This window comes from Mesorhizobium sp. B2-5-4, from assembly GCF_006441095.1.
Lineage (GTDB): Bacteria > Pseudomonadota > Alphaproteobacteria > Rhizobiales > Rhizobiaceae > Mesorhizobium > Mesorhizobium salmacidum.
Map to the genome: position 1 here is coordinate 38975 of NZ_VFUR01000029.1, position 24069 is coordinate 63043.

Sequence of the window (24069 nt, forward strand, 5' to 3'; positions counted from 1 at the left end):
AATGTCCGGACCGCAAGTCGCCATCGACCTTGGCCGCATCGAGCGCAACGCGCGTACGATCGTCGAGCGCTGCGCGCTTTCGGGCATCAAGGTTTTCGGCGTCACCAAGGGCACCTGCGGCATGCCGCAGGTGGCGCGCGCCATGCTGCGCGGCGGCGTCTCCGGGATCGCCGAGTCGCGTTTCGAAAACATCCGCCGGCTGCGCGACAGCGGTATCAGCGCGCCGATCATGCTGTTGCGCAGTCCGCCGATGGCGCGTGTGGAGGAAGTGGTGCGCACCGTCGACGTCAGCCTGCAGTCGGAGCTGACGATCATCCGCGAAATCTCGCGCATCGCCGAGCGCATGGGCCGCGTACACGACATCATGCTGATGATCGATCTCGGCGATCTCCGGGAAGGCATCTGGCCGAACGACCTCATCCCCACGGTCGAGCAGATTCTCGATATGAAGGGCGTGCGCATCGCCGGCATTGGCACCAATCTCGGCTGCTTCGGCGCCATCATGCCGACGGAGGAAAATCTCGGCCAGCTCGTCGCCCATGCTTACAAGACCGAGCGGCTGTCCGGGAAAAGCCTGGACTTCATCTCCGGCGGCGCCTCGTCGTCCCTGCCGCTGCTGCTCGAAGGCAAATTGCCGGCCGGTATCAACAATCTGCGCGTCGGCGAGGCGATCCTGCAGGGTGGTGTGGAAACCTTCCGTGACGTGCCATGGGCCGAACTCGAACCCGATGCCTGCCGGCTGACCAGCGACGTCATCGAGGTCAAGCTTAAGCCGTCACGGCCGATCGGCACCTCCGGTTACGACGCCTTCGGCAACCAGCCTGTCTTCCCCGACGAAGGCGACAGGTTGCGCGCCATCGCCAATATCGGCCGGGAGGATGTGCTGGTCGAAGGGCTGAGCCCGATCGGCAAAGGGATAAGGGTGCTCGGCGCCTCCAGTGACCATCTGCTGCTCGATGTCCAGGACGCCGACCCGCCGCTCGCCGTTGGCGATCGCGTCGCCTTCCGCATGAGCTATGGCGCCATGCTTTTGGCAATGACCTCGGAATATGTCGAAAAAGCACCAATGCACGATGTCGCGGATTTCTCCGGCCGCAAGATGGTGTCGATTTCGGCCGAAGCGGAAGCGGCCCGCATCCTCGCCCGGGAGGGAACCGGCGCCCGGCTGGAGGCGATGAATTTCGATGTCGTCGAACTGGCCGATATCGATCGGCCGCCCTCCGGACTGATCCGTCTGACTGCAGGCGCCGATCGTCGTGTCGCTCACAAGGCGCTGACGGCGACGGCGGGCGCGACGCACTCCTTCGGCCTGATCTGGATCGATTCCATCGCCGCGCTGATGCCCGAGGACGAGGACGGCATCGACCTGCCGGAAGTGTCGGTACTGGCGCGCTCGCTTGGCCTCGACCACAAGGCCGGCGCGCTGCAGCCGCAGCTGTCGCCGGAAAACATTGTCATCATCGGACTGCGCCATGCCGACCCGGCCGAAGTGCGGGTGCTGAAGGATTCGCGCGTCTCGGCCTTCACCATGACCGACATCGACGCCATGGGCATGCGCGACCTGATGCACGAGGCGATCCGCATCGCCACCTCGGGCACGCAAGGATTTCACGTCAGCTACTCGCCTGATGTGACCGAATTCGCCGGCTGGGCGGCTGGTTCCGGCGGCCTCACCGTGCGCGAGACGCATCAGGCGATGGAGGCGATCGCGCTTTCCGGCGGACTGCTGTCGATGAATGTCTCCGGTTTGAGTGCCGATCTGGAGCCCAGGATCGGCACCGATACCATCAACTTCGTCATGTCGGCCTTCGGCAAGCGGATCCTCTGATCAGCCAATAGCCTCGACGGCCGCCCGCCACGCGCGCGCATACTCCGCCCAGGCCGGATCGGCCGGCGGCTCTTGTGTCTGGCCCTTGCCATGCGCGGCACTCTGGTCCGATGCCAGCAGGGCGGCCCCGATGCTGGTGCCGGTAGCGGCTTCCGATGCGATGACCGCGCGGCCGGTCCTGGCGGCAAGCATCCGCGTGAACAATTGGTTGCGCGCGAAAGGTCCCTCGACTGTCGTCGGGCCATCGCCGCCGATCAGGTCGAGGCAAGTGGCGGTCATTAGCGCCAGGTAGAAGGAGATCGCGGCAAAGCGCTGGCCGGGAGGGATGGCCTCGCCCTTGCGCCATGCGGCGGTGTGATGCGGAAACGGCCCCGAGCCTTGCTGGATCGAAGGCAAAAGCAATGTCTTGCGCGCCAGCACCGCGGTGACATCGCTGTCGTTCCAGTTCTGCGCCGAGCCTTCGGTCAGCAGCGAGAATTCGCGGCCGCCCATGAACCGCGCCGAGGGCACGGGGTTGCCGAGGGCATTGACATTGACCAGCGTATCCCTTGCTGGATCGAGCGCGACCGCCTTGCCGCCGACCGCCATCGATACCACCCAGGTGCCGGTCGAGACCACCGAGAAGGGCAGCGCATCGGACAGGAGATGCGGCAGCAGGGAGGCGTTGGAATCGTGCAGGCCGCAAAAGACCGGCGTTTGTGGGTCAAGCCCGGTCCGCTCCGCAAGCTCGGGCAGGATCGAGCCAAGACGGTCGCTGGCCGGCCGCACGGGCGCCATCAGGTCGCGCCAGCCCAAGCGGTCGACCAGCGCCGAAAAATCCCCCGTCCAGGGGTTCCACAGATCGGTGTGGCAGCCGAGCGAGGTGACCTCGTTGGCGACGATACCGGTCAGGCGCAGCGCCCAGTATTGCGGGTACATCAGCATCTCGGCGGCCCTGGCGAACTCCGTCGGGAAGCTTTGCTGCTGCCAAAAGAATTGCGCGCCGAGATTGAGGCCGAGCGGCAGGCGCGGCGTGCCGGTCTCGGAGAAGGGCGGGCGGATCGCACCATAGCCTTCCGCAAGCTCGTCGGGCCCGTCGAATTCATAGTCGAGAACAGGCAGCACGAGTTCGCCGGAGGCATCGACCAGCACGCCGGTCGCGCCATGGGTGGTGATCGAAATGGCGTCGATGCGCTGTTCGCGGTTGAGCGCCGCAAGGCTGTCGAGGATGAAAACCCACAGCGCTTCGACATCGTGATGCGGATAGGGCGCCTGTCGCACCGGCGCATTCGCCCTGCGGCGCAGCGCTACCTCGCTCAATGTGGCGAGATCGACCAGCGCCACCTTGGCATTGGTCTTGCCGATATCGATCACGGCGACGTTGCGGATCGCGCTCATTCCATATGGAACATTATTTCCAGGGGCACCGCCACCGGTTCATTGTCCGGCTTGGTCTCCATGATGTCGGCCATTTCAGCCCACCAGCGCTGCATCACCGGATGCTTCGGCAGATCGTCCATGCCGTGACCATCGCGCCGCCACAGCACCCCAAACAGGATATTGATCTCTTCGTCGAGATGGATCGAATAGTCGGAGACGCCGGCCTGCTTGAGCAACGCGACCAGCGCCGGCCAGATTTCATCGTGGCGCTTCTTGTACTCGGCCTTCATGCCGGGCTTGAGCATCATCTTGAATGCGTATTTCTCGGGCATCAGGCCAGGCGTCCCCCGCGCAGCCGCCGCCAGACGATCGGCAGCGCAATGACGATGATCAGGAGCAGGCCTATGAAGATCGACATGACGATGCCGGGCACGTTGAGCAGGCCGAGGCCGAAGGTCACCAGCCCCATGATGAAGGCGGCGAGCACGACGCCCAGAATGCTGCCGGCGCCGCCAAGGATGCTGACGCCGCCCAACACCACCATGGTGATGACTTCGAGCTCATAACCTTGGGCGATGGACGGCCGTGTCGAGCCGAGCCGCGAGGTGATCAGCACCGAGGCGATGCCCGACATCAGGCCGGTCAGGCAAAACAGGATGAATTTTATGCGGCCGACGCGCACGCCGGAAAACTGTGCCGCGACCGGATTGTTGCCGATGGCGAAGACACGACGGCCGAAACTCGTGCGGTGGAGCATGAACCAGTAGACGACAGCCGCGATGAGGAAGAGCACCAGTTCGAACGACACCACCCACCAGACGTAACCCTGGCCGAAGAAGGCGAAGCTTTCAGGATAGCCCTTGTAGGCCTGGTCGCCGAGGATGATGAAGGCGATGCCGCGAAACAGGCTCATCGTGCCGATGGTGACGACGATGGAAGGCAGGCCGAGGCGCGTGACCAGCAGCCCGTTGAAGGCGCCGCAGCCGAGGCCGACGACGATGCCGATCAAGACAAGCACTGGCGTGCCGGCGCCGGCCTGCACCGCCATGCCCATCATGGTCGATGCCAGCGCGATGATGGCGGCCACCGACAGATCGATCTCGCCGGAGATGATCAGCAATGCCATTGCAAAGGCGATCAGACCCTTTTCGGTGAAGTTGAAGGTGAGATCGGAGAGCGAATAGGGGTCCAGGAAATAGGGTGAGGCGAAACTGTTGATGGCAAAGATGGCGATAGCCACCACGACCAGCAGCGCTTCCCAGGAAATGATCGCCGAAGAGAGCGGCTTGTCGAGCCGGTCGGGAATGTGGCGAGGGGCGGGGACGTCGGTCATGCCGCTTCCATCTTTCTCAGGATGATGCGGCCCTGCTGGCGTTCGCCGCGCGCGTTGAGCACGACGGCCAGGATGATGGCGCTGCCCGAAATCGCCATCTGCCAGAAGGGCGAGATGTTGATGACCGGCAACGCGTTGGAGATGATGCCGAGGAACAGCGCACCGAGCACGGCACCCCCGACCGAACCGATGCCGCCGGCGATCGAGATGCCGCCGATGACGCAAGCGGCGATGATGTTGAGCTCATAGCCGTTGGCGACCTCGACCGAGGCAATGACGTAGCGCGAAATCCAGAGATAACCGCAGAGGCCACCGATCATGCCGGAGATGCAGAAGACGATGAATTTCGTGCGCCCGACATCGATGCCAGTATAGACCGACGCCGTCGGATTGACGCCGATGGCATAGATCGAGCGGCCGAGCGCGGTGCGTGTCATCAGCACGAAGAACAGTCCGATGACCAGTATGGCGATCAAGGACAGCACGGGAATGCCGAGGAAAGCAGCGCGCTGGAAACCGATGAAGTCCGGGCTCATCTTGTCGGCATTGACCCAGGCGCCGCCGGACAGGACGAAAGTAGCGCCGCGATAGATGGTCAGCGTGCCCAGCGTCACCACGATCGAGGGGATGTTCAACCGCCACACCAGCAGGCCGTTGATGGCGCCGAGCATCAGCCCGACGGCGAGCGCGATGACGATCAGCAGCGGGATCGGGATTGCCGGATGGGCGGCGTTCAGCATCGCCACCACCATGCCGGTGAAGCACAGATTGGAGGCCATCGACAGGTCGATGGAGCGGGTCAGGATAACGACCATCTGGCCGAGCGCCAGGATCATCAGGATCGAGGTGTCGTTGAACACCTGGCGCAGGTTGCCTGCATCGGCAAAGGCCGGAAAGCGCGTCGAGATCAGCCCGATCAGCACGACGATGGCTGCGAGCAGCCAGATTTCGCGGTATTTGAGGAATGCTTTCATGCCGCGATCCCCGCTGCCGTCCTGACCAGCGTCTCGGCGTCCAGTCCCTTGTTGTCGTAGACCGCCGCGACGAGACCCTCGCGCATGACGACGACGCGGTCGGACATGCCGAGGATTTCGGGCAGTTCGGACGACACCATGATCACCGACAGGCCCTGCGCCACAAGCTCCGCCATGAAGCCGTGCACGGCGGCCTTGGAGCCGATGTCGATGCCCTTGGTCGGCTCGTCCAGGATGATCACCTTGGGTGTCGTCGCCAGCCATTTGGCGATGACCACCTTCTGCTGGTTTCCCCCCGAAAGCGTTCCGACATCCTGGCTGAGCGAGGAGGCCCTGAGGTCAAGCCTCTCTGTAAAGGAACGGGCCAGCGAAAATTCCTCCGCCAGCCGAAGCATGCCGGATTTGGAGGTGCGGGCGAGCGAAGGGAGAGAAACATTCTGGAAGATCGGCAGGCCGATCACCACGCCCTGCTTGCCGCGTTCCTCCGGCACGTAGACAATGCCGGCCTCGATCGAATCCGCCGCCGATTTCGGCGCGATCGCCTTGCCTTCCAGCGTGATCGTGCCGCTGCTGGTGCGCGTGATGCCTGAAATCGCCTGCATGACCTCGCTGCGCCCGGCACCGACCAGGCCGTAGAAGCCGAGGATTTCGCCCTTGTGCAGCTCGAAGCCGATGTCGTTGAATTCGGTCGGGTGCGACAGGCCGGAAACGGAGAGCACCGGCGCGCCGATCTCGGCCTTGCGCTGCGGAAAGATATGGTCGACCGCGCGGCCCACCATCATGCGCACGATCTGGCTCTGGCCGGCATCCCTGATCAGGCCTTCGCCGACCATCTCGCCGTCGCGGAATACGGTGTAGCGGTCGGCGATGCGATAGATCTCGTCGAACTTGTGGCTGATGAACAGGATCGCCTTGCCCTGTTCCTTGAGGAACTCGATGAGCAGGAACAGCTCCTCGATCTCCTTCGTCGAAAGGGCGGCGGTCGGCTCGTCCATGATGACGATCTGAGAATCGATCGACATGGCGCGCGCGACCGCGACGAGATGCTTGTTGGCGATGCCGAGATCCCTGAGCCGCGCATCGGCGTCGATATGGCCGGCATGCATCGTGTCGAGCACTTCCCGCGCATTCTTGCGCATCGTGCGCCAGTCGATGGTGCCGAAGCGGCTGCGCGGCGCATGGCCGAGGAAAATGTTTTCGGCGACGCTCAGATCGTCGAACAGAACCGTCTCCTGATGGATGGCGGTGACGCCGATTCCGAAGGCCGCATGCGCGCTGGGCAAGGTGACGGGCTGTCCGTCAATGCTGATGATCCCTGCGTCGGGCTGGTAGATGCCGGTCATGATCTTGACCAGCGTCGACTTGCCGGCGCCGTTTTCACCGATCAGCGCGGTCACCTGGCCTGGATAAAGCGAAAGGCTGACATTGTGCAGCGCCCGCACGCCGGGAAAGCTCTTGGAGATGCCGGACAGCGTCAGGCGTGGAGCCGAGGCTGTAGGCCGCTCCTTTGTCTCGCTGCGTTGGGCTGTCGTGTCCATATCCGTATCAAGCCCCGAAACTAGGTCCGTTTGAAGTCGCGGCGGGACGAAAGCCCCGCCGCGCCATTGAAGGGCGCCAGGATCAATAGATCTTGGAGAACTTCTCGATGTTGCTCTTGTCGAACTGGAAGGGCGGAGCCATCGCGGCCGAATTGGTGTCGTCGAGCGTCACCTTGCCGACGCGGCCGATCGACAGCGTCGCACCCGGCTTGGCCTCTTCCTTGTTCACCGCCAGGTCATGGGCGAGGTAGACGGCGGAGTAACCGAGGTCGATCGGGTTCCACAGCGCAACGGCCTGGCTGGCGCCATTGTCGATGAACTTCTTGAACTCCGACGGCAGCGCCAGGCCGGTGACGTTGACCTTGCCGATCAGGTTCTCGTCGGTGACGACCTGGGCGGCGGCGACGACGCCGACGGTGGTCGGCGCGATGATCGCCTTCAGGTTCGGATAGGACTTCAAGAGGCCTTTGGCCTCATCGGTGCTCTTGGCCGAGTCGTCATCGCCATAGACGGTGGCGACCAGCTTGATCTTGGGGAACTTCTCCGGCAGCACCTTCTTGGCCGCTTCGATCCAGGAATTCTGGTTGGTCGCGGTCGAGGAGGCCGACAGGATGGCGACATCGCCGCCTTCCGGCAGATAGTCGGCGGCCAGCTTGATGATGGTCTCGCCGATCAGCCCGGTGTCGGATGGGTTGAGGTGAAGCTGGCGGCCTTCCTTGGCGACGCCCGAATCCCAGGAGATGACGGTGATGCCACGCTCCATGGCCTTCTTCAGCACCGGCACCAGCGCGTCGGCGTCATTGGCGGAAATCGCGATGGCGTTGACCTTCTGCGCGATCAGCGAATTGACCACTTCGATCTGCGCCTCGGCGGTCGCCTTGGTCGGGCCGGTGTAGATGATGTCGACGTCGCCGAGTTCCTTGGCCGCCTCTTGCGCGCCCTTGTTGGCGGCATCGAAGAAGCCGTTGCCGAGCGACTTCACCACCAGCGCGATCTTGACGTTCTCCGCGTAGGCGGCATTCACGAACATGGCGGCCGAGAAGGCCGCCGTCACCATCAATTTCTTTAAGAAGCTCATCGTTTTCCTCCCTTGAGCGTTGCATTCCATCGCCGCTGCGGGCGTGAGGTGTCTCAGGCCTGCAGTGAAGATTCTTCCTTTGTCGACTTGCGGGCGACGATCAGCGTCACCCCCGCGGTTTCCAGCATCTTTGCCTCGCGGTCTTCGATGCCGTCGTCGGTGATGACGGTGGCGATGCGCGAAAGACCGCACAGGATCAGGCTGGAGCGTTTGCGGAATTTCGAGGAATCGACCAGCACCACCAGTTCGTCGGCCTGGTCGATCAGCTTCTGCTCCGCCTGGATCAGCAGCGGATCGCCTTCCATCAGGCCGAGAGGCCCCAACCCTTGGGCGCCCATGAACATGCGGCGCGCGTAGAAATTGCGCGTCACATCGTTGTCGAAAGGCGACAGGATGATGTTCTGCTCGCGATAGATCGTGCCGCCCGACAGCATCACCGTGTTCTTGGAGTGCTTGAGCAGGTGCTCGGCGATCGGGAACGAATTGGTGAAGATCGGCATGCGGCGGCCGGTCAGGAAATGCACCATCTGGAAGGTGGTGGTGCCGCCATTGATGATGATCGGCTCGCCGTCCTTGCACAGTTCGACCGCTTCGCGTGCGATCGCCCGCTTCTGCGCGGCGTTGAGCGTTTCGTTGACGGAGAAGGGGCGGCCCGCCAGCCCGATGAACTGCGGCGGCGAGATCGCCTCGGCGCCGCCGCGCACCCGGCGCAGGCGTTTCTGGACATGGAGAGCAGCGATGTCGCGCCGGATCGTCGCCTCGGAGGATTCCGTCAGGTCGACCATCTCCTGCACCGTGACCACAGGTTTTTCCTGGACGGCGGACAGAATGATCCTGTGGCGCTCTTTTTCGTGCATGGTTCCTCCCTGCCTCAGCATCTAGGCACCCAAAACGAGCAGTGTCAATCATTTCCGATCATATAATTTCATTGTGCAGTGCAATATGATTGATGTTGATCGTTTGTGATTGACAAGCTCGCCTCTTGCGTAGACATTCCTGGGCGAAAAAGGAGCGCATCGTCCGCGCTCCAAGGGAGGATTACCTATGCTCGACAAGCGCTCCGGCTCGCGCCTCGCCAATCTGTGGGATGATGCGAAGGCACAGGGGATGAGTGAGCCCGAGCTTCTGGTCTATCGCTCGAACACGCTCGGCTCCGACAAGCGCGTCACCAACTATGGCGGCGGCAATACCTCCTCGAAGATCTGGCAGAAGGATCCGCTCACCGGCGAGAATGTCGAGGTGCTTTGGGTCAAGGGCTCGGGCGGCGACAGCGCCTCGATCAAGCTGGACGGCTTCGCCACCCTCTACATGGACAAGTTGCGGGCGCTGAAGGGGCTTTACCGCGGCGTCGAGCATGAGGACGAGATGGTGGGTTATCTGCCCCACTGCACCTTCAACCTCAATCCACGCGCGGCCTCGATCGACACGCCGCTGCACGCCTACGTGCCGAAGCCCTTCGTCGACCACATGCATCCCGATGCCATCATCGCCATCGCCGCCGCGAAAGATTCCAGGGCGCTGACCAAGGAGATCTTCGGCGACGTCATTGGCTGGCTGCCATGGAAACGGCCGGGCTTCGAGCTTGGCCTGTGGCTGGAGAAATTCTGCCTCGAACACCCAACCGCCAAGGGCGTCATCCTCGAAAGCCACGGCCTGTTCACCTGGGGCGACACCCCCAAGGAATGCTACGAGACGACGATCTCGGTGATCAACCAGGCGATCGAATGGTTCGAGCGCCGCTCCGAAGGCGTGGCGATTTTCGGTGGTGAGGTGGTGAAGTCGCTCGACGCCGCTGACCGCCGTGCCATTGCCGCCAAGCTGATGCCGAGAATCCGTGGCCTGATCTCGGAAAAGAGCCACAAGCTCGGCCATTTCGACGATTCGGCCGCCGTGCTCGAATTCGTCAATTCGAAAAATTTGCGCCCGCTGGCCGCACTCGGCACCTCGTGCCCAGATCATTTCCTGCGCACCAAGATCCGCCCGCTGGTCATCGAATTCGACCCGGCAAAGCCTGACATTGATGCCGTCATCGCGCGCCTCGCCGACGACATTGCCGAATATCGTGTCGGCTACCAAGCCTACTACGACAGCTGCAAGCATGCGGATTCGCCCGCCATCCGCGATCCCAATGCGGTGGTCTATCTGATGCCCGGTGTCGGCATGTTCACCTTCGCCGGCGACAAGGCGACCGCACGCATCTCGGGCGAATTCTACGTCAATGCCATTAACGTCATGCGCGGCGCGTCCACCGTCTCGTCCTATGTCGGCCTGCCCGCGCAGGAGGCTTTCGACATCGAGTACTGGCTGCTCGAGGACCTGAAGCTGCAGCGCATGCCGAAGCCGAAGTCTCTCGCCGGCCAGATCGCGCTGGTCACCGGCGGCGCCGGCGGCATCGGCCGGGCTACGGCCAACCGCCTGCTGCGCGAAGGCGCCTGCGTGGTGCTGGCCGATATAGACGAGGCGGCGCTCGCCAGCGCCAATGAGGAACTGGCCAAGGTCTTTGGCATGGATTTCGTCCGGCCGGTCCTCATCAACGTCACCTCGGAGGATCAGGTCGTCGCCGGCTTCGCCGAGACCGCGGTCGAGTTCGGCGGCATCGACATTCTGGTCTCCAATGCTGGGCTTGCGTCCTCGGCGCCGATCGAGGAGACGACGCTGGCGCTGTGGAACAAGAACATGGATATCCTGTCGACCGGCTATTTCCTGGTCTCGCGGGAAGCGTTCCGGCTGTTCCGGGTACAGAAGATCGGCGGCAATGTCGTCTTCGTCGCCTCCAAGAACGGCCTTGCCGCGTCACCCAATGCCGCCGCCTATTGCACCGCCAAGGCCGCCGAAATCCATCTCGCCCGCTGTCTCGCGATGGAAGGCGCGGAAGCGCAGGTCAGGGTCAATGTCGTCAATCCGGACGCCGTGTTGCGTGGCTCGAAGATCTGGACCGGCGAGTGGAAGGAACAACGCGCCGCCGCCTACAAGATGTCGACCGACGATCTCGAAGAGCACTACCGCTCGCGCTCGATGCTGAAGCGCTCCGTCTTCCCGGAAGACATCGCCGAAGCGATCTATTTCCTGGCCTCCGACATGTCGGCCAAGTCGACCGGCAACATCATCAACGTCGACGCCGGCAACGCACAGAGCTTTACGCGCTGAGCTAACCTCGAAGCGCTCCCTTCTCCCGTCACTATACGGGGAGAAGGTGGCCCGAAGGGCCGGATGAGGGGCAGCGCTCACCGAATGCATTCTGGGAGGAACAGCAGTGTCCGAATCCATCATCTCCGCCGACATCGTCGATAAGAGCAATGCCGCGCGCAAGGCCCACCTCGAGCGCGACTACGCCTCGCTCGGCGAACGCCTCGACCGGCGCGGCATTGCCATCAATGCGATCAGGGACAAGGTCGAGAAATTCGCCGTCGCGATCCCCTCCTGGGGCGTCGGCACCGGCGGCACCCGCTTCGCCCGCTTCCCGGGCGCTGGCGAGCCACGCGACATCTTCGACAAGATCGAGGATTGCGCCGTCATCAAGCAGTTGACGCAGGCGACCCCGACCGTCTCCCTGCACATCCCGTGGGACAAGGCCGATCCGAACCGGCTGAAGCAGGCGGCTTCCCGCTTCGGTCTCGGTTTCGATGCCATGAATTCCAACACCTTCTCGGACACGAAGGATCAGAAGCTCTCCTATAAATTCGGTTCGCTGTCGCATTCCGATGCCGGTACGCGCCGGCAGGCGGTCGAGCACAATCTCGAATGCATAGAGATCGGCAAGACGCTGGGCTCCAGGGCATTGACGGTGTGGATCGGCGACGGCTCGAATTTCCCCGGCCAGGTCAATTTGGCCAAAGCCTTCGAGCGCTATCTCGATGCCATGAGGCAAGTCTACGCCGGCCTGCCGGCCGACTGGAAGCTGTTCACCGAGCACAAGATGTACGAGCCGGCCTTCTATTCCACCGTCGTGCAGGACTGGGGCACCAACTACATCATCGCCAAGGAATTGGGTGACAAGGCGTTCTGCCTCGTCGACCTCGGCCACCATGCGCCCAACGTCAACATCGAGATGATCGTGTCGCGGCTGATCCAGTTCAAAAAACTCGGCGGCTTCCACTTCAACGATTCGAAATATGGCGACGACGATCTCGATGCCGGCTCGATCGATCCCTACCGGCTGTTCCTCGTCTTCAACGAACTGGTCGATGCCGAGCTTTCCGGCGCCGAAGGCTTTGATCCCGCCCATATGCTCGACCAGAGCCACAACGTCACCGATCCGATCGAAAGCCTGATGCTGTCGGCGGTCGAGGTGCAGCGCGCCTATGCGCAGGCGCTGCTGGTCGACCGCAAGGCGCTTGAAGGTTTTCAGGACGGCAATGACGCGCTGATGGCGACGCAGATGCTGAAGGCGGCTTACCGCACCGATGTCGATCCGATCCTTGCCATGGCGCGGCTGAAGACCGGTGGCGCCATCGATCCGGTCGCCGCTTACCGGGCAGCGGGCTACCGCGCCAAGGTCGCGGCCGAACGGCCAGCCGTCGCAGGCGGCTCCGGCGGGATCGTTTGAGGTAGAGCCGATCTCCCCTCTTGCGGGGAAGATGTTCGGCAGGACAGAGGGGGGCGCTGTCCCGCCGACGTCTCAGCTGATTGAGCTGCCTCACAATCAAACCTGGATGAACAAACGTCTGAAGGTTGGCGATCCCTCGCGCCCTGTATCTCCCCACAAGCGGGCAGTCACCAACCCGTGAATGTCTTCATTGAAGATGGACTCGATCGCTCCAAGTAGCTCTTCTTAGCAAGCACCATCTGGAGAACCCGCCATGCACCTCACCCGCCGGACGCTGATCGCCCTCAGCCTTTCCATCACTTTCGCCTTTTCGCCATCGGCCTTCGCCGCGTCACCAGCACCGGCCAAGGGCGAGAACGGCATGGTCGTCACGGCCCAGCATCTGGCTTCCGAAGTTGGCGTCGAGGTTCTGAAAAAGGGCGGCAATGCCGTCGATGCGGCTGTCGCTGTCGGCTATGCCTTGGCCGTGGTCTACCCCAACGCCGGCAATATCGGTGGCGGCGGCTTCATGACCATCCGCTTCAAGGACGGCAAATCGACCTTCCTTGATTTTCGTGAGCGGGCGCCGCTTGCCGCGACCAAGACCATGTATCTCGACAAGGATGGCAACCCGGTGAAGGGCGCCAGCCTCGACGGCTACCTCGCGGTCGGCGTACCGGGTTCCGTCGCCGGTTTCGAGATGGCGCGCCAGAAATACGGCACCTTGTCCAGGCAGGATTTGATGGCGCCGGCGATCAACTATGCCAAGGACGGGTTCATCCTCAACCAGGGCGATGCAGCCTCATTCGCCGGCGGCGCTGAAAGGTTGGCGAGGGACCCAGCGGCGGCCGCCGCCTTCCTCAAACCCGGTGGCAAGCCCTACGGCATCGGCGAGAAGCTGGTTCAGCCCGACCTTGCCGCGTCGCTCTCAGCCATTTCCGAGAAAGGTCCCGATGCCTTCTACAAAGGCGCCATCGCTGACGCCATCGTCAAGGCGAGCGGCGCCAGGGGCGGTATCCTGGCCAAGGGTGATTTCGAACACTATGCGGTGCGCGAGCTGAAGCCCGTCACCTGCTCCTATCGTGGCTACGAGATCATCTCGTCGCCGCCGCCGAGCTCAGGCGGCGTCATCATCTGCGAAATCCTCAACGTGCTGGAAGGCTACCCGCTGTCCTATCTCGGCGCCGGCTCGGCCGAAACGGTGCATGTCATGGTCGAGGCGATGCGCCACGCCTATGTCGACCGCAACTCGGCGCTCGGCGATCCCGATTTCGTCGACAACCCGATCTCCAAGCTGCTGGATAAAGTCTATGCCAAGGACATCCGCGACAAGATCGATCCGTTCCGGGCCGGTGTGTCGCAGGACCTGATGCCGAAGGGTTTTGGCGAATCGAAGGAGACGACGCATTATTCGATTATCGACAAGGACGGCAACGCGGTCGCGGTCACCTACACGTTGAACGGCTCGTTCGGCGCCGGCGTAGTGGCGGACGGCACCGGCATCCTGCTCAACAACGAGATGGACGACTTCACCCAGAAACCCGGCGTGCCAAACCTCTATGGCCTCGTCCAGGGCGAAGCCAACGCTATCCAGCCGAAGAAGACGCCGCTGTCCTCGATGAGCCCGACAGTCGTGGCCAGGGACGGCAAGCCGTTCATGGTCATCGGCAGCCCCGGCGGCTCGCGCATCATCACCATCACGCTGGAAGCGATCGTCAACGTCATCGACCACGGCATGAACATCCAGGAGGCGATCGATGCGCCGCGCATTCATCACCAATGGCTGCCCGACACCGTCTACATCGAGCCGTTCGGCCTTTCGCCCGACACCGAAAGGCTGCTGGCCGGCATGGGCTATCACCTCGATCTCGCTGACCAGAGCTGGGGGCAGGCGGCCGGAATCCTGGTCGGCGGCAAGAGCCTGGCGGAAATCAAGAAGGGCGGCGGCGCGCGCTACAATGGCGCAATCGACAGCCGCGCGGCATCGGGCGAAGCGCTTGGATATTGACAGGCCGCAAACCTGTTCCTTGCCTGACGAGGCCGGATTCCGCCTTTCGGGACCGGCCTCCGCCTCATGGCCCGGCAGGAGCCGTCAGGTCACCAGCGTGACGGTCGATGCAATCAGCATCAGGGCAGCGATGCCGACGAACAGCGCATAGATGCGTGGCCGGTCGAGCAGCAGCGCGTTACCCGATATCCAGGCCGACGTGGCGCCGCCCAGCGCGAAGAGGAAGCCGTTGCGATGGCCGAAAGTCATCGACGCTGCCATAAGCCCGCCGATGATCAGGGCGCCGAACACGATGATCACGGCGACCGCGTATTTCTCGAAGTCGTTACTGCCGATCCCCGGTCCGATCGCATTCAGATTGGGCAGGTCGTCCGGATCGAAAGGGTTCGCCGACCCATATTCGTCTTGACCGATCGATTCTCGCATCACTCGTTCTCCGCAGACCGGCAACAAACCATCAACACTTGCCGAGTGCAACCCGATCGCACATCCCTCTCTGTGTCGACTGTCACCTTCAACACGTTCCGGCGGCGCTTGTCACCGATTTTTCCGGCCGCGTGGGTCGAATGCAACAACGTGTCCGCGTTTGGATGGCGCGCCACCATCCTATTCTATTTGGACTATGTTCGCGGGAAAAAGATGATGCCGCGCGTCAATTTCAGCGCCGCAACGTCCTGCGCGACCGCGGCGGGGAGCCGCGGCGCTGGGCGTGAGGCGGGCAATTGTTGACTGGGAAGGCGTCGCGGTGCGGGAAAGGAACACCGCCCTTGCTGCACGCCTGCCTCGGTATGATGGTGGGCACCTCGCGCCCTCATTCCTGTGAAGGGGAGGCGCTCAATCGACGATAGGGCACGCCATCGAAGCTTGCCGTCACAAAATCCGTGACGGACATCTTGCGCTTGCGTCCGTCGCTGCAGGCGTATACCGGCCAACCGGCATCGCTGCATTCGCTGGCAGCGCAGATGCGCGCTAGGCAGTTACCGAGGGTCAATCGGAAGCCGCCCTTGCCGGCGAAGCCTTGCAACAAGCTGCCGTCCGCCGACCGCCAGGTCCGCGCACGGAATTCCGCCCGCAAAAGCAATGGTTCGAGAGAGACCGCATGATTGGTTTCGCCGGCACGTCCTGCGAACCGCAGACGGAAGCGCGCCATTGCGGTCGTGTATGCGGTCACAATATCCGATTCGCGAAGATAGGAGATCGGCAGGTTGGAGCGGTCAAGCAGATGGGACATGCGCTCGCTTGCCTCTACCGGCGCCAGCAAGACAACAAAGGTAAGAACGGCGAAGGAGGCTCGCGACATTTCCAGCAGCCATATCGATCTCGGCCTGCCGGTTTGGTCCCGGTTGCCCTCAGTAACATCTCGCCAATCGTCGCCTAGTGCAAGCCGCTTGCTGAGGCAGTCCAAGGCGGCCGAGAGTGCAATTCGCAAGGCCACCGAGGCGCTTGGAGCCGAAGAGGTGACCGCATCGACGAATTTGCGCGGGCGATGGCGAGGTATGCTCAGCGGCAAGGAGGAACACCTGCCGCCAGCCGGGGTTCCTTAGCTGGCGTGGGCCGGCGGCAGTTCGAACAGCTTGGCGCCGTTCTCCTGGCCGCGTTCGACATAGCCGATAATGCCGAACCATCTGGCGACATCGGGCCCCTTGAGCCAGCTGCGCGAGTGGATGGGAAGGTTGCCGGCGAGCGCTTGGATATGCCTGATATGCCGCTTGCAGAAACGGACGGTCGAGCCGCGGAAGAAATCCTCCTGCGCGGCAAACAGCGTGTCGGCGGCGTCGCTGTTTTCATGCCAGGCGATGATCGCCACGGCCTTCTCGCCCTCGACAAGCGCGTGCGCCCGGCCCTCTTTCAAATTCATCATCAGATTGTCGTAGGCGATCTTGCTGTCCTTGCCAGCCGCCGCGTACTCGTCCGACATCCGCTTGGACAGGCCATGGAAGACGTCCTCGAGATCCCCCAGCGTTGCTGCGCGTGCTCTCATTTCACCTCCTGCAGCCCCGGCAGGGAGTTTGCCCTAGGGATTGTGGGGCGCCAAGCAAATTGAATCCGACAGAAGCGCGGTGAGAGCAAAGTCGTTCCGTCAATCGATCTTTGTGACAGGGCGGGCATGCCGGCGGAAGCCTAGTCCCGATAAATTCCGAAATCAGAGGGTTGGAAAACTGCCTTCACCAGCGCCGCGCCTGCTATGACCGGCAGGTAAATAGATTTACGTGAGCACGAAACGTGCTGCTGACGAGTTTCCCGGCGCCTTGTCCACGCCAACAAGTGTGGCGTCGACTGGCGAATGCGCCGGCCCGGCTGCCTCTGCGGCCGGGCCTGTTGTTTCGCGGACCGTGCTGTCACCTAATGATTATGGGACTGCTGGAAGCCGGCCGCGTCGTATTGAGATACGCTCTTCGGATTTTTCGAGTTTTGTGGCTGGGTGCCGGCGTAATGTGTTCCGGCATTCCCATCCGGGTTGAAGGCTGAGCCCGGAGCAGAGCTGGCGTGGCCGGGGGTCGCACTTCCTGTTTGAGCAGTTCCGATTTCTTGGCTGGGCTGACCTGTTGTGCCCGTCACCGTGTGGACATTGGTGGCCAAAGCCATGCTGGTGGAACCTATGAGCAAGCCTGCCATCACCGGAATGAGGAGATGTTTCATGGTCGTTCTCCCAAAAGCATTTGATTTTGGGTGCTCGGGGTTCATGTGAGCACCCGGCGAACTAAAGTTAGAACGCTCTTCGGGGCACCATTCATCCCGACTATCGCAAACTGTGATCTGTTTGTTTCACCGTGACACGCTTTTGGCGGCTTCGGTCTCCAGGTCCTTTAAGGCATCGGGTTCTTTTAAGGCATCAGGGAACAAGAGCCTGTGGATTCCAGTTAACCGGATATGCCAGCCAAGATCAAAGAACCGCAGCCGAAGCCCGGCCCGCAGCCACCCGTCAGTCGGCCGGACAAGGAAGCACCGTCAGAGCTTGAGCACATCGATCCGCCACCGCGAGACGTGCGAGAGGCGCCGGCGCCAAATCCCAATGGCGACAAGAAAGCCTAAGCGCCGACACGCGAACGCGCCTGCAACAGGCGCATGCGATATGACAGCAACCAGGGATCGCGTCATAAGGACTTGATTGTAGCATTGCCCTCTGGCCCAGATGGTCCCCGGTCATGCCATTCGATGCGGGGGATCGAGTCGCCAGAGCGCTACCGCCTTTCCCCCCCACTCGGAGAGCATGCGATATTTTCTACAGTGTCGGGCGTGATGGGCCTGTCTCGGTGCTGCAAAGACCGGTAGGGAGCGGGAGAGTCTGACCCGAAAGCTATCCACGACGCGAACGGCAGCTTTGCGCCGCAACTCAGACGTAGAGCCCGCCTTTACGACATCCCATAAGCGGACACATGCGCGCGGTATGAGGTGGCATACTGCCAGAGCGGAGACCGACGCCCCCACCGTGCAGACCACCGCGATGACGGTTAGGTCGCGATGCTGGTGAACCATGGCTTCGGGCTTCCCGTCGAGCAGTAACGGCTTTGGCAGCACCTTCATTGGCGATCCGTCGCAGGCCGGGATCAACCAACAGATGCTGCTCGGCGTACCCCAACACGTGTGAACGTCCTCCTGGAACGAAGGACGTTTGCCTCGACTAGGACAACGATTTGGATCATTTTTTTGGCGCGGGCTTCGGGTCAGCGATGCGTCCAGGCTTGCAAGAAGAGTTCGACCGCAGACCATCTTTTGGGTGGGACGATGGCCAGCGGCCGACCAGCATGGGAGGATTGTCGCATATCCAAGAAATCGCTAATATAGCAATCTCACCCCCGGGGAGCCGCCGATGTCGATCCACGAGGAACTGCAGGTTTTCTGTAATGCCTATGTAGCTGCCTATCGTGCCGGCGACGCCAAAACATGCGGCGCGATGTTTACGGCCGATGCTGAATTGCATTCGCCCTACGCGCCTCCGGCTAGAGGCCGAGACGCGATCGAAGCTCTCCACACAACCTGGACGAACGGGCACAGCGAGGCGACCGACAAGAAAATGGAAGTGATACATGCGGGCGGATCCGGTGACCTGGCTTGGTGCCTGGCGACGTATACCGAGGGCTTGGAGGTCGGCAACGGAACGTCGGTCGACGTCTTCGAGCGACAGGCCGACGGGTCATGGCTCATACGCATGTGCAGCCTTAACAGCACCGACTGAGGAATAGGTTTGTTGCCGACTTGGCGCGGCCGCGGAGACGGTGGGAATGAAGCAGATCGACTTCTTCTATTTCTTCGGGAGCGGCTACGCATATCTGTCGGTGATGCGCATTGACGCTATGGCGAAACAGTCGGGCGTTGCCGTTCGATGGCGTCCCTTCAATGTCCGCACCGTGATGGCCGAGAACAACATTGCCCTCCGCACCCAGGCGGCAAAGGTGAAGTACATGTGGCGCGATGTGGAGCGGCGCGCGGCGACGCACGGCGTCCCCTACGTCAGGGCTCCCAGCTGGCCGACCGATCCGGACCTTCTGGCCAACCGGGTCGCGATGGTGCGGCCGAAGAGGGCTGGTGCGAGGCCTACACCGTCGCAAGCTTCAGGGCGTGGTACCTGGAAGGCATGGAACTGGGTAGCCGCGCCCATCTGCAGCATGTGCTGGCTCCCCTCGGTCAGGATGTCGACGACGTGACTGCAAAGGCCGACGGCGCCCGCGCCAATGAGCGGCTCAAGGCTGAAACCGATGCGGCCCGCAGCTATGGCATTTTCGGTTCCCCGGCGTTCGTAGTGGATGGCGAAATGTTTTGGGGGGACGACCGGCTCGAAGAGGCGCTTGCCTGGGCCGCTGGCCGACATGATCTGCAAGCGTTGAAACGTGATGGATAGGGCTGCCGTGACGCATTTGGTGAAAATCATGCGCCGATCGTCAGTCCAAGGGAAGATTCAGATGCCAAGCCGCTGGACTATTCTTGCTATCCTATTCGTCGCTCGTGCCGCCTTCGCCTTCCAGTTTGGCAGTGTAGGGGCCGTAGCGCCGCAGCTTAGCCAGAGCCTCGGTGCGAGCCTGGCTGATATCGGCATCCTTATCGGAATCTACTTTGCGCCGGGCGTCCTGCTCGCCTTCCCCGGCGGCGCTGTCGGGCGCCGCTACGGCGACAAGGCGACGGTCCTCGCCGCAATCTTGGCGATGCTGGCAGGCGAATTGCTAATGACCTCGTCTGCCTCTTGGAGTGTGCAAATCGCAGGTCGGCTGATTGCCGGCACTGGCGGCATTCTCCTGAGCGTCCTGATGACCAAGATGGTCGCCGACTGGTTTGCCGGTCGCGAAATCGCAACCGCCATGGCCATTTTTGTCAACTCGTGGCCGGTGGGCATCGCAATCTCGCTCATGCTCCTGCCATGGATTGCAACAAGGTTCGGGCTTCATCTCGTCAATCTTGCCGTCGCGGGGTGGATCATGATTGGCCTCGTTCTCATGGCTTTTTTCTACCGCGCGCCGGAGGCGGCTGTCTCCATTGACGGCGAACCAGGCAGTGTGACCTCGGAAACGGTCTATGCGGTGATTGCCGCTAGCTCGATCTGGTGTCTCTACAACCTCGGTTTGGTGATGATCTTCAGTTTCGGCCCAACGATGCTCGTTGAGCGAGGCTGGTCCATGGCTGCAGCCGGATTAACGATCAGCATCGTCCTCTGGCTCACCGCGATTTCGGTTCCCTTCGGAGGCTTCCTCGCTGATCTGACCAAGCGCGGCGAAGCTATCATTGTCGCAGGCTGCATTGGCTTTGCGCTGCTGACGGTTCTCCTGTCGCGAAGTGGCCAGGTGCTTCCTGTCGTCATTGCCGTCGGGACCGTTTGCGGCCTGCCCGCCGGTGCGATCATGAGCCTTCCTGCGCGCGTGCTCGGGCCAAAAACGCGGGCGATCGGAATGGGAATATTCTATACGACCTTCTATGCCGGGAGCCCGGTTGGATCCGCGATCGGCGGAAAGCTTTCCACGTCGCTCGGCTCCGCGAGCGCCGCGCTCGACTTCGGCGCCGTCCTACTCCTGGTTTGCCCAGCCATTCTGTGGGTATTCCACCGTATCGTTGCTGACCAGAATCGGCCGGCTATTCCATCGATGTAAAACGCGCAAGCAAACCTTAGGCGATATCCCAGGACATGGTGTGCTGCGTAGCGCGGTGGTCATCAACGCTTTGCTGTAGGTGTGATTGTCGAAGCCAACCTTGTTTGCTGCTTCTCTCGTCAGTGGTGGCCATCTCAACGAGGTCTCGGACGGTGTCCGGTCGGCCACATGCGCCTTTCGACCGGGATAGAGCGCTCCTCGGCGATGCGGCGGAATGAGGCGGCCGTGGTGGTCACGTCGTACCGGACGCCCGCAAACATTCCCCAGCTTGCGCCGGAGAGACTCGGAGAGCTGATTCCAGAAGGTGGTCAGCAGGACGCGGGCCTCGGATTCGGTTCGAGAATCCGCGTGACGCGATGCAGCGCGACGACTGTCTCTTTTCGCTTTCTGCCCGAAATGATGGGCAGCAATGCGCCTGAACTTTGCCGTAGGGGACCGGATTTGGGCTTCCTGAGAGCAGACGTCGTCTGCAGCTTCACTGGTGGTCAAGCCGGCAACTATTGGCAATAATGCGGGGAGAGCGCAGAATTGTCCAAAGGGCCTTCGCCTGCGACAGGACATTTGCGCGATGAGTCAATTTGGTGGCGAACCAGTTCGTGATCCTGCGGACCTCGGCTTCGACAAGGCGCGGCTGGCGCGACTGAAGCGGTGGATGCAGCGATATGCCGACACCGGGCGCTGGCCGGGAGGTGCAGTGCTCATCGCGCGTCATGGAGAACTCGCCTTTTTCGACTGCGCCGGGCACGCCGACGTCGAAGCCAAGCGGCCTTGGCAGCGCGGCCTCATCGCTCGCATCTACTCGATGACCAAGCCTGTCACCGCCGTCGCGCTGATGATGCTGTACGAGGGGGCGCGCCTGCATCTCGACGATCCGGTCGAAGCTTACCTGCCGGAATTCAAAAATAGGCAACTTCTGATACCGGGCGCAACGTCGCTGGACCAAACGGTGCCCATCAAAACGAAGATGACGATCCACCATCTGCTGACTCACACATCTGGCCTAAGCCTTTTTACGAACCCCCGACTGCTCGGTGAAGCTTATGCCAAGGAAAAACTCGGCCTCGCCCTTGCCTTCGGTGGGCTCGACAAGATGGTGCGCAGGATCGCCGAGCTGCCACTGGAATGGGAGCCGGGCACGAGATGGCAATACAGCACCGGGTCCGATGTCATCGGCCGTGTCGTGGAAGTCGTTTCCGGAACGACGCTCGACAAATTCTTCGCGAGTCGCATCTTCGAGCCCCTCGGCATGACCGACACCGGCTTCGCTGTGCCGGAGTCTGAGATCAGCCGGTTCCCCCCGCTCTATGAGGCTACGGCTGGCGGCATGGCTTTGCACGAAGCGCCGGAGGTTTCGGAGTGGCGGCAAGGCAAGGTGGATACGTTCTGCGGCGGAGGCGGGCTCGTCGGAACCATCGACGACTATTGGCGGTTCGCCGAAATGCTGCGGGCTGGAGGTGAACTCAACGGCGAACGCGTCCTCAGTCCCCGCACTTTGAGATTGGCGGCGCGCAATCACCTACCGGGAGATCTTGCCTCGATGGCAACCGAAGTTTGGGCCGAGACGCAGTTTGACGGCGTCGGGTTCGGCCTGCTGGGCTCCGTCGTCCTCGATCCGGCTAAGGCGCAAATTTCGGCGCAAGTGGGCGACTATGGCTGGGGCGGGGCGGCAGGCACCTTCTTCTGGGTGAGCCCGGTCGACGACCTGGTTGTCATTCTATTCACGCAACTGCTGCCTTCGAGCGCCATTCCGGTGCGCAAAGAGCTGCGCGCACTCGTCCATGGTGCGTTGACAGGGGCCTGAGACTCGTCAACAGAAACTGCGCGGAGCAACCTTGTGCTTAGCAAGCCGGGCCGGCTCGGCTTCGTGGTGCTCGATGAGCTCTTCGCCCAAGCCGGCGGGCAGTTGCTCTTCCATCTCATCAGCCGGCTTTCCGGGCGGAACTCGCTTCCGGCATCGGTCATCTCACGACGATGCCCGCGCAACCTGAATGTCCGCCCTTGAGGAGCCGCAGCCTGAAGCTGCCAATCCGCTTCCGTGAAGAGTTTCGGGCGCTGGCAGGCGTACGAAAGTCCCCGAGGAAGGAACCCGCGGGCCGCAGGCGATGGCTATGGGGATTTCGATCTGCGGCTGGTGTCGGCGATGGCGCGACCGCCGCCGGGAGACGCCGCGATTGATACGGGCATGCCGCATTGTTGCGCTTGCGCGCGATGTTGCCGGCTCGGCGCAGGTCCGGACGCGCGCCTTTCGGCGACGGTAGTCACCATGGACTCGCGTGGATACGTCGCCGGCGGCTGAGCGCCTGCAGCTGAAGGCTCGACCATGCCATGCCGGGTCATGGGACGTTCTCCCGGTTCGTCGCCGTTGCGTCCGGCGGTCCGCGCGGTTGCCTCCACCGTTCGAACGTCTCGATGACGATCATGCGTCCGCCGCAGCAAGGGCACGGCGGGCGGAAGTTGTCCGGATCGTCGAGATTATCGTCATCGGGCGGCGCGGCGACGTCCAGGAGTTGGCGGGCGAGCGCGAGACAGTCCTTGCGAGAGCCGCCTGCGAGCAAGCCGTAGTGACGGATGCGATGGAAGCCGCGCGGCAGGACATGGAGCAGGAACCGACGAATGAACTCGTGAGTGGCAAGCGTCATGACCTGCTGCCGCTCGGCGCCGTTGCGGCGATAGGCCTTGTAGCGGAAGGTGACGACGCTCTCGTCGAAGGCGACCAGGCGCCGGTTCGAGATGGCGACCCGGTGCGTGTAGCGCGACACATAGGCGAGCACCGCTTCCGGTCCCGCGAACGGCGCCTTGGCGTAAACCACCCAGCGCTTCCCCCGGACGGGAGCAAGGTGGCGCAGGAATGCCCGTCGCTCGGCGAGGCGCACCATCGATCCGAAGAAGGCGAGCCGCCCAGCGTCGTGCAGCGCGACCAGACGGGTCAGGAACAGCCGGCGGAACAGTTTGCCGAGCACGCGCACCGGGAGCAGCAAGGCCGGCCGTGAGGAGATCCATCGGCTGCCGTCCGGCGCAATGCCGCCGCCGGGCGAGCGTTTCGGCATTTCACATCAGAAAGGGCCATTCGTGAGGCCTCCCTTTGACTGTTTCGATACCATCAGGATGGCCAATACCAACGGAAATACCACCCCTGCGCTCCGTTGGACCAAATATGCCCAAACTCCGTGAAATGCGCCTGTCTGCGCCCTCTTTTCCGAAAAGATGAGAAAATTCAGTGGCTTGCAGAAATGCAGGCGTAGGAGCTTCGGCGAAAAGGAATGTCGAGAGAAGTGCCCTTCCCGAGAGATGGGTGACAGTTCATTCCGGATAGATGGGTTACACTTTCGGCCCTTTGCAAGGAGAGCAA

The 24069-nt window shown here is 62.4% G+C and carries 18 protein-coding genes and 3 pseudogenes; 9 read left to right on the forward strand and 12 right to left on the reverse strand.

Features of this window, described 5'->3' with window-relative positions; genetic code table 11:
* The first annotated feature begins 1 nt into the window (after nucleotide 1).
* Nucleotides 2–1828 (forward strand): alanine racemase, encoded by a 1827-nt coding sequence (locus FJ492_RS26150; RefSeq protein ID WP_140773039.1) that lies wholly within the window; start codon nucleotides 2–4, stop codon nucleotides 1826–1828.
* Here FJ492_RS26150 and FJ492_RS26155 read toward each other — a convergent pair whose 3' ends face one another.
* From FJ492_RS26155 to FJ492_RS26185, 7 genes are all read right to left on the reverse strand, one after another.
* Entirely contained in the window at nucleotides 1829–3205 is a 1377-nt protein-coding gene (locus FJ492_RS26155; protein ID WP_140773041.1) for an FGGY-family carbohydrate kinase, read from the reverse strand. It lies immediately after the preceding gene.
* Nucleotides 3202–3519, reverse strand: coding sequence for an L-rhamnose mutarotase (rhaM, locus tag FJ492_RS26160; protein ID WP_140510751.1), 318 nt, complete (start codon nucleotides 3517–3519; stop codon nucleotides 3202–3204). Before rhaM ends, FJ492_RS26155 begins: the two co-directional genes overlap by 4 nt.
* A complete protein-coding gene (locus FJ492_RS26165) occupies nucleotides 3519–4520 on the reverse strand; it encodes an ABC transporter permease (protein ID WP_140773043.1) in 1002 nt (333 codons plus the stop codon). Before FJ492_RS26165 ends, rhaM begins: the two co-directional genes overlap by 1 nt.
* Nucleotides 4517–5494, reverse strand: a complete 978-nt coding sequence (locus tag FJ492_RS26170; RefSeq protein ID WP_140713274.1) for an ABC transporter permease — start codon at nucleotides 5492–5494, stop codon at nucleotides 4517–4519. Before FJ492_RS26170 ends, FJ492_RS26165 begins: the two co-directional genes overlap by 4 nt.
* On the reverse strand, nucleotides 5491–7032 hold the full coding sequence (locus tag FJ492_RS26175) for a sugar ABC transporter ATP-binding protein (protein ID WP_140713275.1): 1542 nt from the start codon (nucleotides 7030–7032) through the stop codon (nucleotides 5491–5493). Before FJ492_RS26175 ends, FJ492_RS26170 begins: the two co-directional genes overlap by 4 nt.
* Before the next feature lie 82 nt (nucleotides 7033–7114).
* Nucleotides 7115–8110: a rhamnose ABC transporter substrate-binding protein gene (gene rhaS / locus FJ492_RS26180; RefSeq protein WP_140510758.1), complete on the reverse strand. Its 996-nt coding sequence runs from the start codon at nucleotides 8108–8110 to the stop codon at nucleotides 7115–7117.
* A gap of 53 nt (nucleotides 8111–8163) precedes the next feature.
* Nucleotides 8164–8967 (reverse strand): DeoR/GlpR family DNA-binding transcription regulator, encoded by an 804-nt coding sequence (locus FJ492_RS26185; RefSeq protein ID WP_027145694.1) that lies wholly within the window; start codon nucleotides 8965–8967, stop codon nucleotides 8164–8166.
* Between the two features lie 187 nt (nucleotides 8968–9154).
* On the opposite strand from FJ492_RS26185, the gene FJ492_RS26190 reads away from it, so the two are divergent.
* The 3 genes from FJ492_RS26190 to ggt all read left to right on the forward strand — a co-directional run bounded on the left by FJ492_RS26190 (nucleotide 9155) and on the right by ggt (nucleotide 14643).
* A complete protein-coding gene (locus FJ492_RS26190; RefSeq protein WP_140510759.1) occupies nucleotides 9155–11257 on the forward strand; it encodes a bifunctional rhamnulose-1-phosphate aldolase/short-chain dehydrogenase in 2103 nt (700 codons plus the stop codon).
* A 106-nt stretch (nucleotides 11258–11363) separates the two neighbouring features.
* Complete coding sequence (rhaI, locus tag FJ492_RS26195) at nucleotides 11364–12656, forward strand: L-rhamnose catabolism isomerase (protein WP_140773045.1); 1293 nt, start codon at nucleotides 11364–11366, stop codon at nucleotides 12654–12656.
* A 253-nt stretch (nucleotides 12657–12909) separates the two neighbouring features.
* On the forward strand, nucleotides 12910–14643 hold the full coding sequence (ggt, locus tag FJ492_RS26200; RefSeq protein WP_140773047.1) for a gamma-glutamyltransferase: 1734 nt from the start codon (nucleotides 12910–12912) through the stop codon (nucleotides 14641–14643).
* 84 nt (nucleotides 14644–14727) lie between these two features.
* Here ggt and FJ492_RS26205 read toward each other — a convergent pair whose 3' ends face one another.
* From FJ492_RS26205 to FJ492_RS26220, 4 genes are all read right to left on the reverse strand, one after another.
* Nucleotides 14728–15069, reverse strand: coding sequence for a hypothetical protein (locus FJ492_RS26205; protein ID WP_140713283.1), 342 nt, complete (start codon nucleotides 15067–15069; stop codon nucleotides 14728–14730).
* 385 nt (nucleotides 15070–15454) lie between these two features.
* Nucleotides 15455–16153 carry a hypothetical protein gene (locus tag FJ492_RS26210; protein ID WP_246676127.1) on the reverse strand — a complete coding sequence of 233 codons (699 nt, stop codon included), beginning with the start codon at nucleotides 16151–16153 and terminating at the stop codon, nucleotides 15455–15457.
* Nucleotides 16154–16183: 30 nt separating this feature from the next.
* Nucleotides 16184–16624 carry a hypothetical protein gene (locus tag FJ492_RS26215; protein ID WP_140752890.1) on the reverse strand — a complete coding sequence of 147 codons (441 nt, stop codon included), beginning with the start codon at nucleotides 16622–16624 and terminating at the stop codon, nucleotides 16184–16186.
* Between the two features lie 362 nt (nucleotides 16625–16986).
* Nucleotides 16987–17283, reverse strand: a complete 297-nt coding sequence (locus FJ492_RS26220; protein WP_140510765.1) for an adenylate cyclase — start codon at nucleotides 17281–17283, stop codon at nucleotides 16987–16989.
* 1171 nt (nucleotides 17284–18454) lie between these two features.
* On the opposite strand from FJ492_RS26220, the gene FJ492_RS26225 reads away from it, so the two are divergent.
* The 5 genes and pseudogenes from FJ492_RS26225 to FJ492_RS29000 all read left to right on the forward strand — a co-directional run.
* Nucleotides 18455–18820, forward strand: a complete 366-nt coding sequence (locus FJ492_RS26225; protein ID WP_140752891.1) for a nuclear transport factor 2 family protein — start codon at nucleotides 18455–18457, stop codon at nucleotides 18818–18820.
* A 103-nt stretch (nucleotides 18821–18923) separates the two neighbouring features.
* Nucleotides 18924–19483, forward strand: a pseudogene (locus FJ492_RS29340) (DsbA family protein).
* Between the two features lie 7 nt (nucleotides 19484–19490).
* On the forward strand, nucleotides 19491–20720 hold the full coding sequence (locus tag FJ492_RS26235) for an MFS transporter (RefSeq protein WP_246676128.1): 1230 nt from the start codon (nucleotides 19491–19493) through the stop codon (nucleotides 20718–20720).
* 568 nt (nucleotides 20721–21288) lie between these two features.
* Nucleotides 21289–22521, forward strand: a complete 1233-nt coding sequence (locus FJ492_RS26240) for a serine hydrolase domain-containing protein (protein WP_140773051.1) — start codon at nucleotides 21289–21291, stop codon at nucleotides 22519–22521.
* A 51-nt stretch (nucleotides 22522–22572) separates the two neighbouring features.
* Nucleotides 22573–22650: pseudogene (locus FJ492_RS29000) on the forward strand (IS21-like element helper ATPase IstB); the annotation flags it as partial.
* A 403-nt stretch (nucleotides 22651–23053) separates the two neighbouring features.
* Here the strand turns inward: FJ492_RS29000 and FJ492_RS26250 are convergent.
* A pseudogene (locus FJ492_RS26250) lies at nucleotides 23054–23752 on the reverse strand (transposase); the annotation flags it as partial.
* Between the last annotated feature and the right edge of the window lie 317 nt (nucleotides 23753–24069).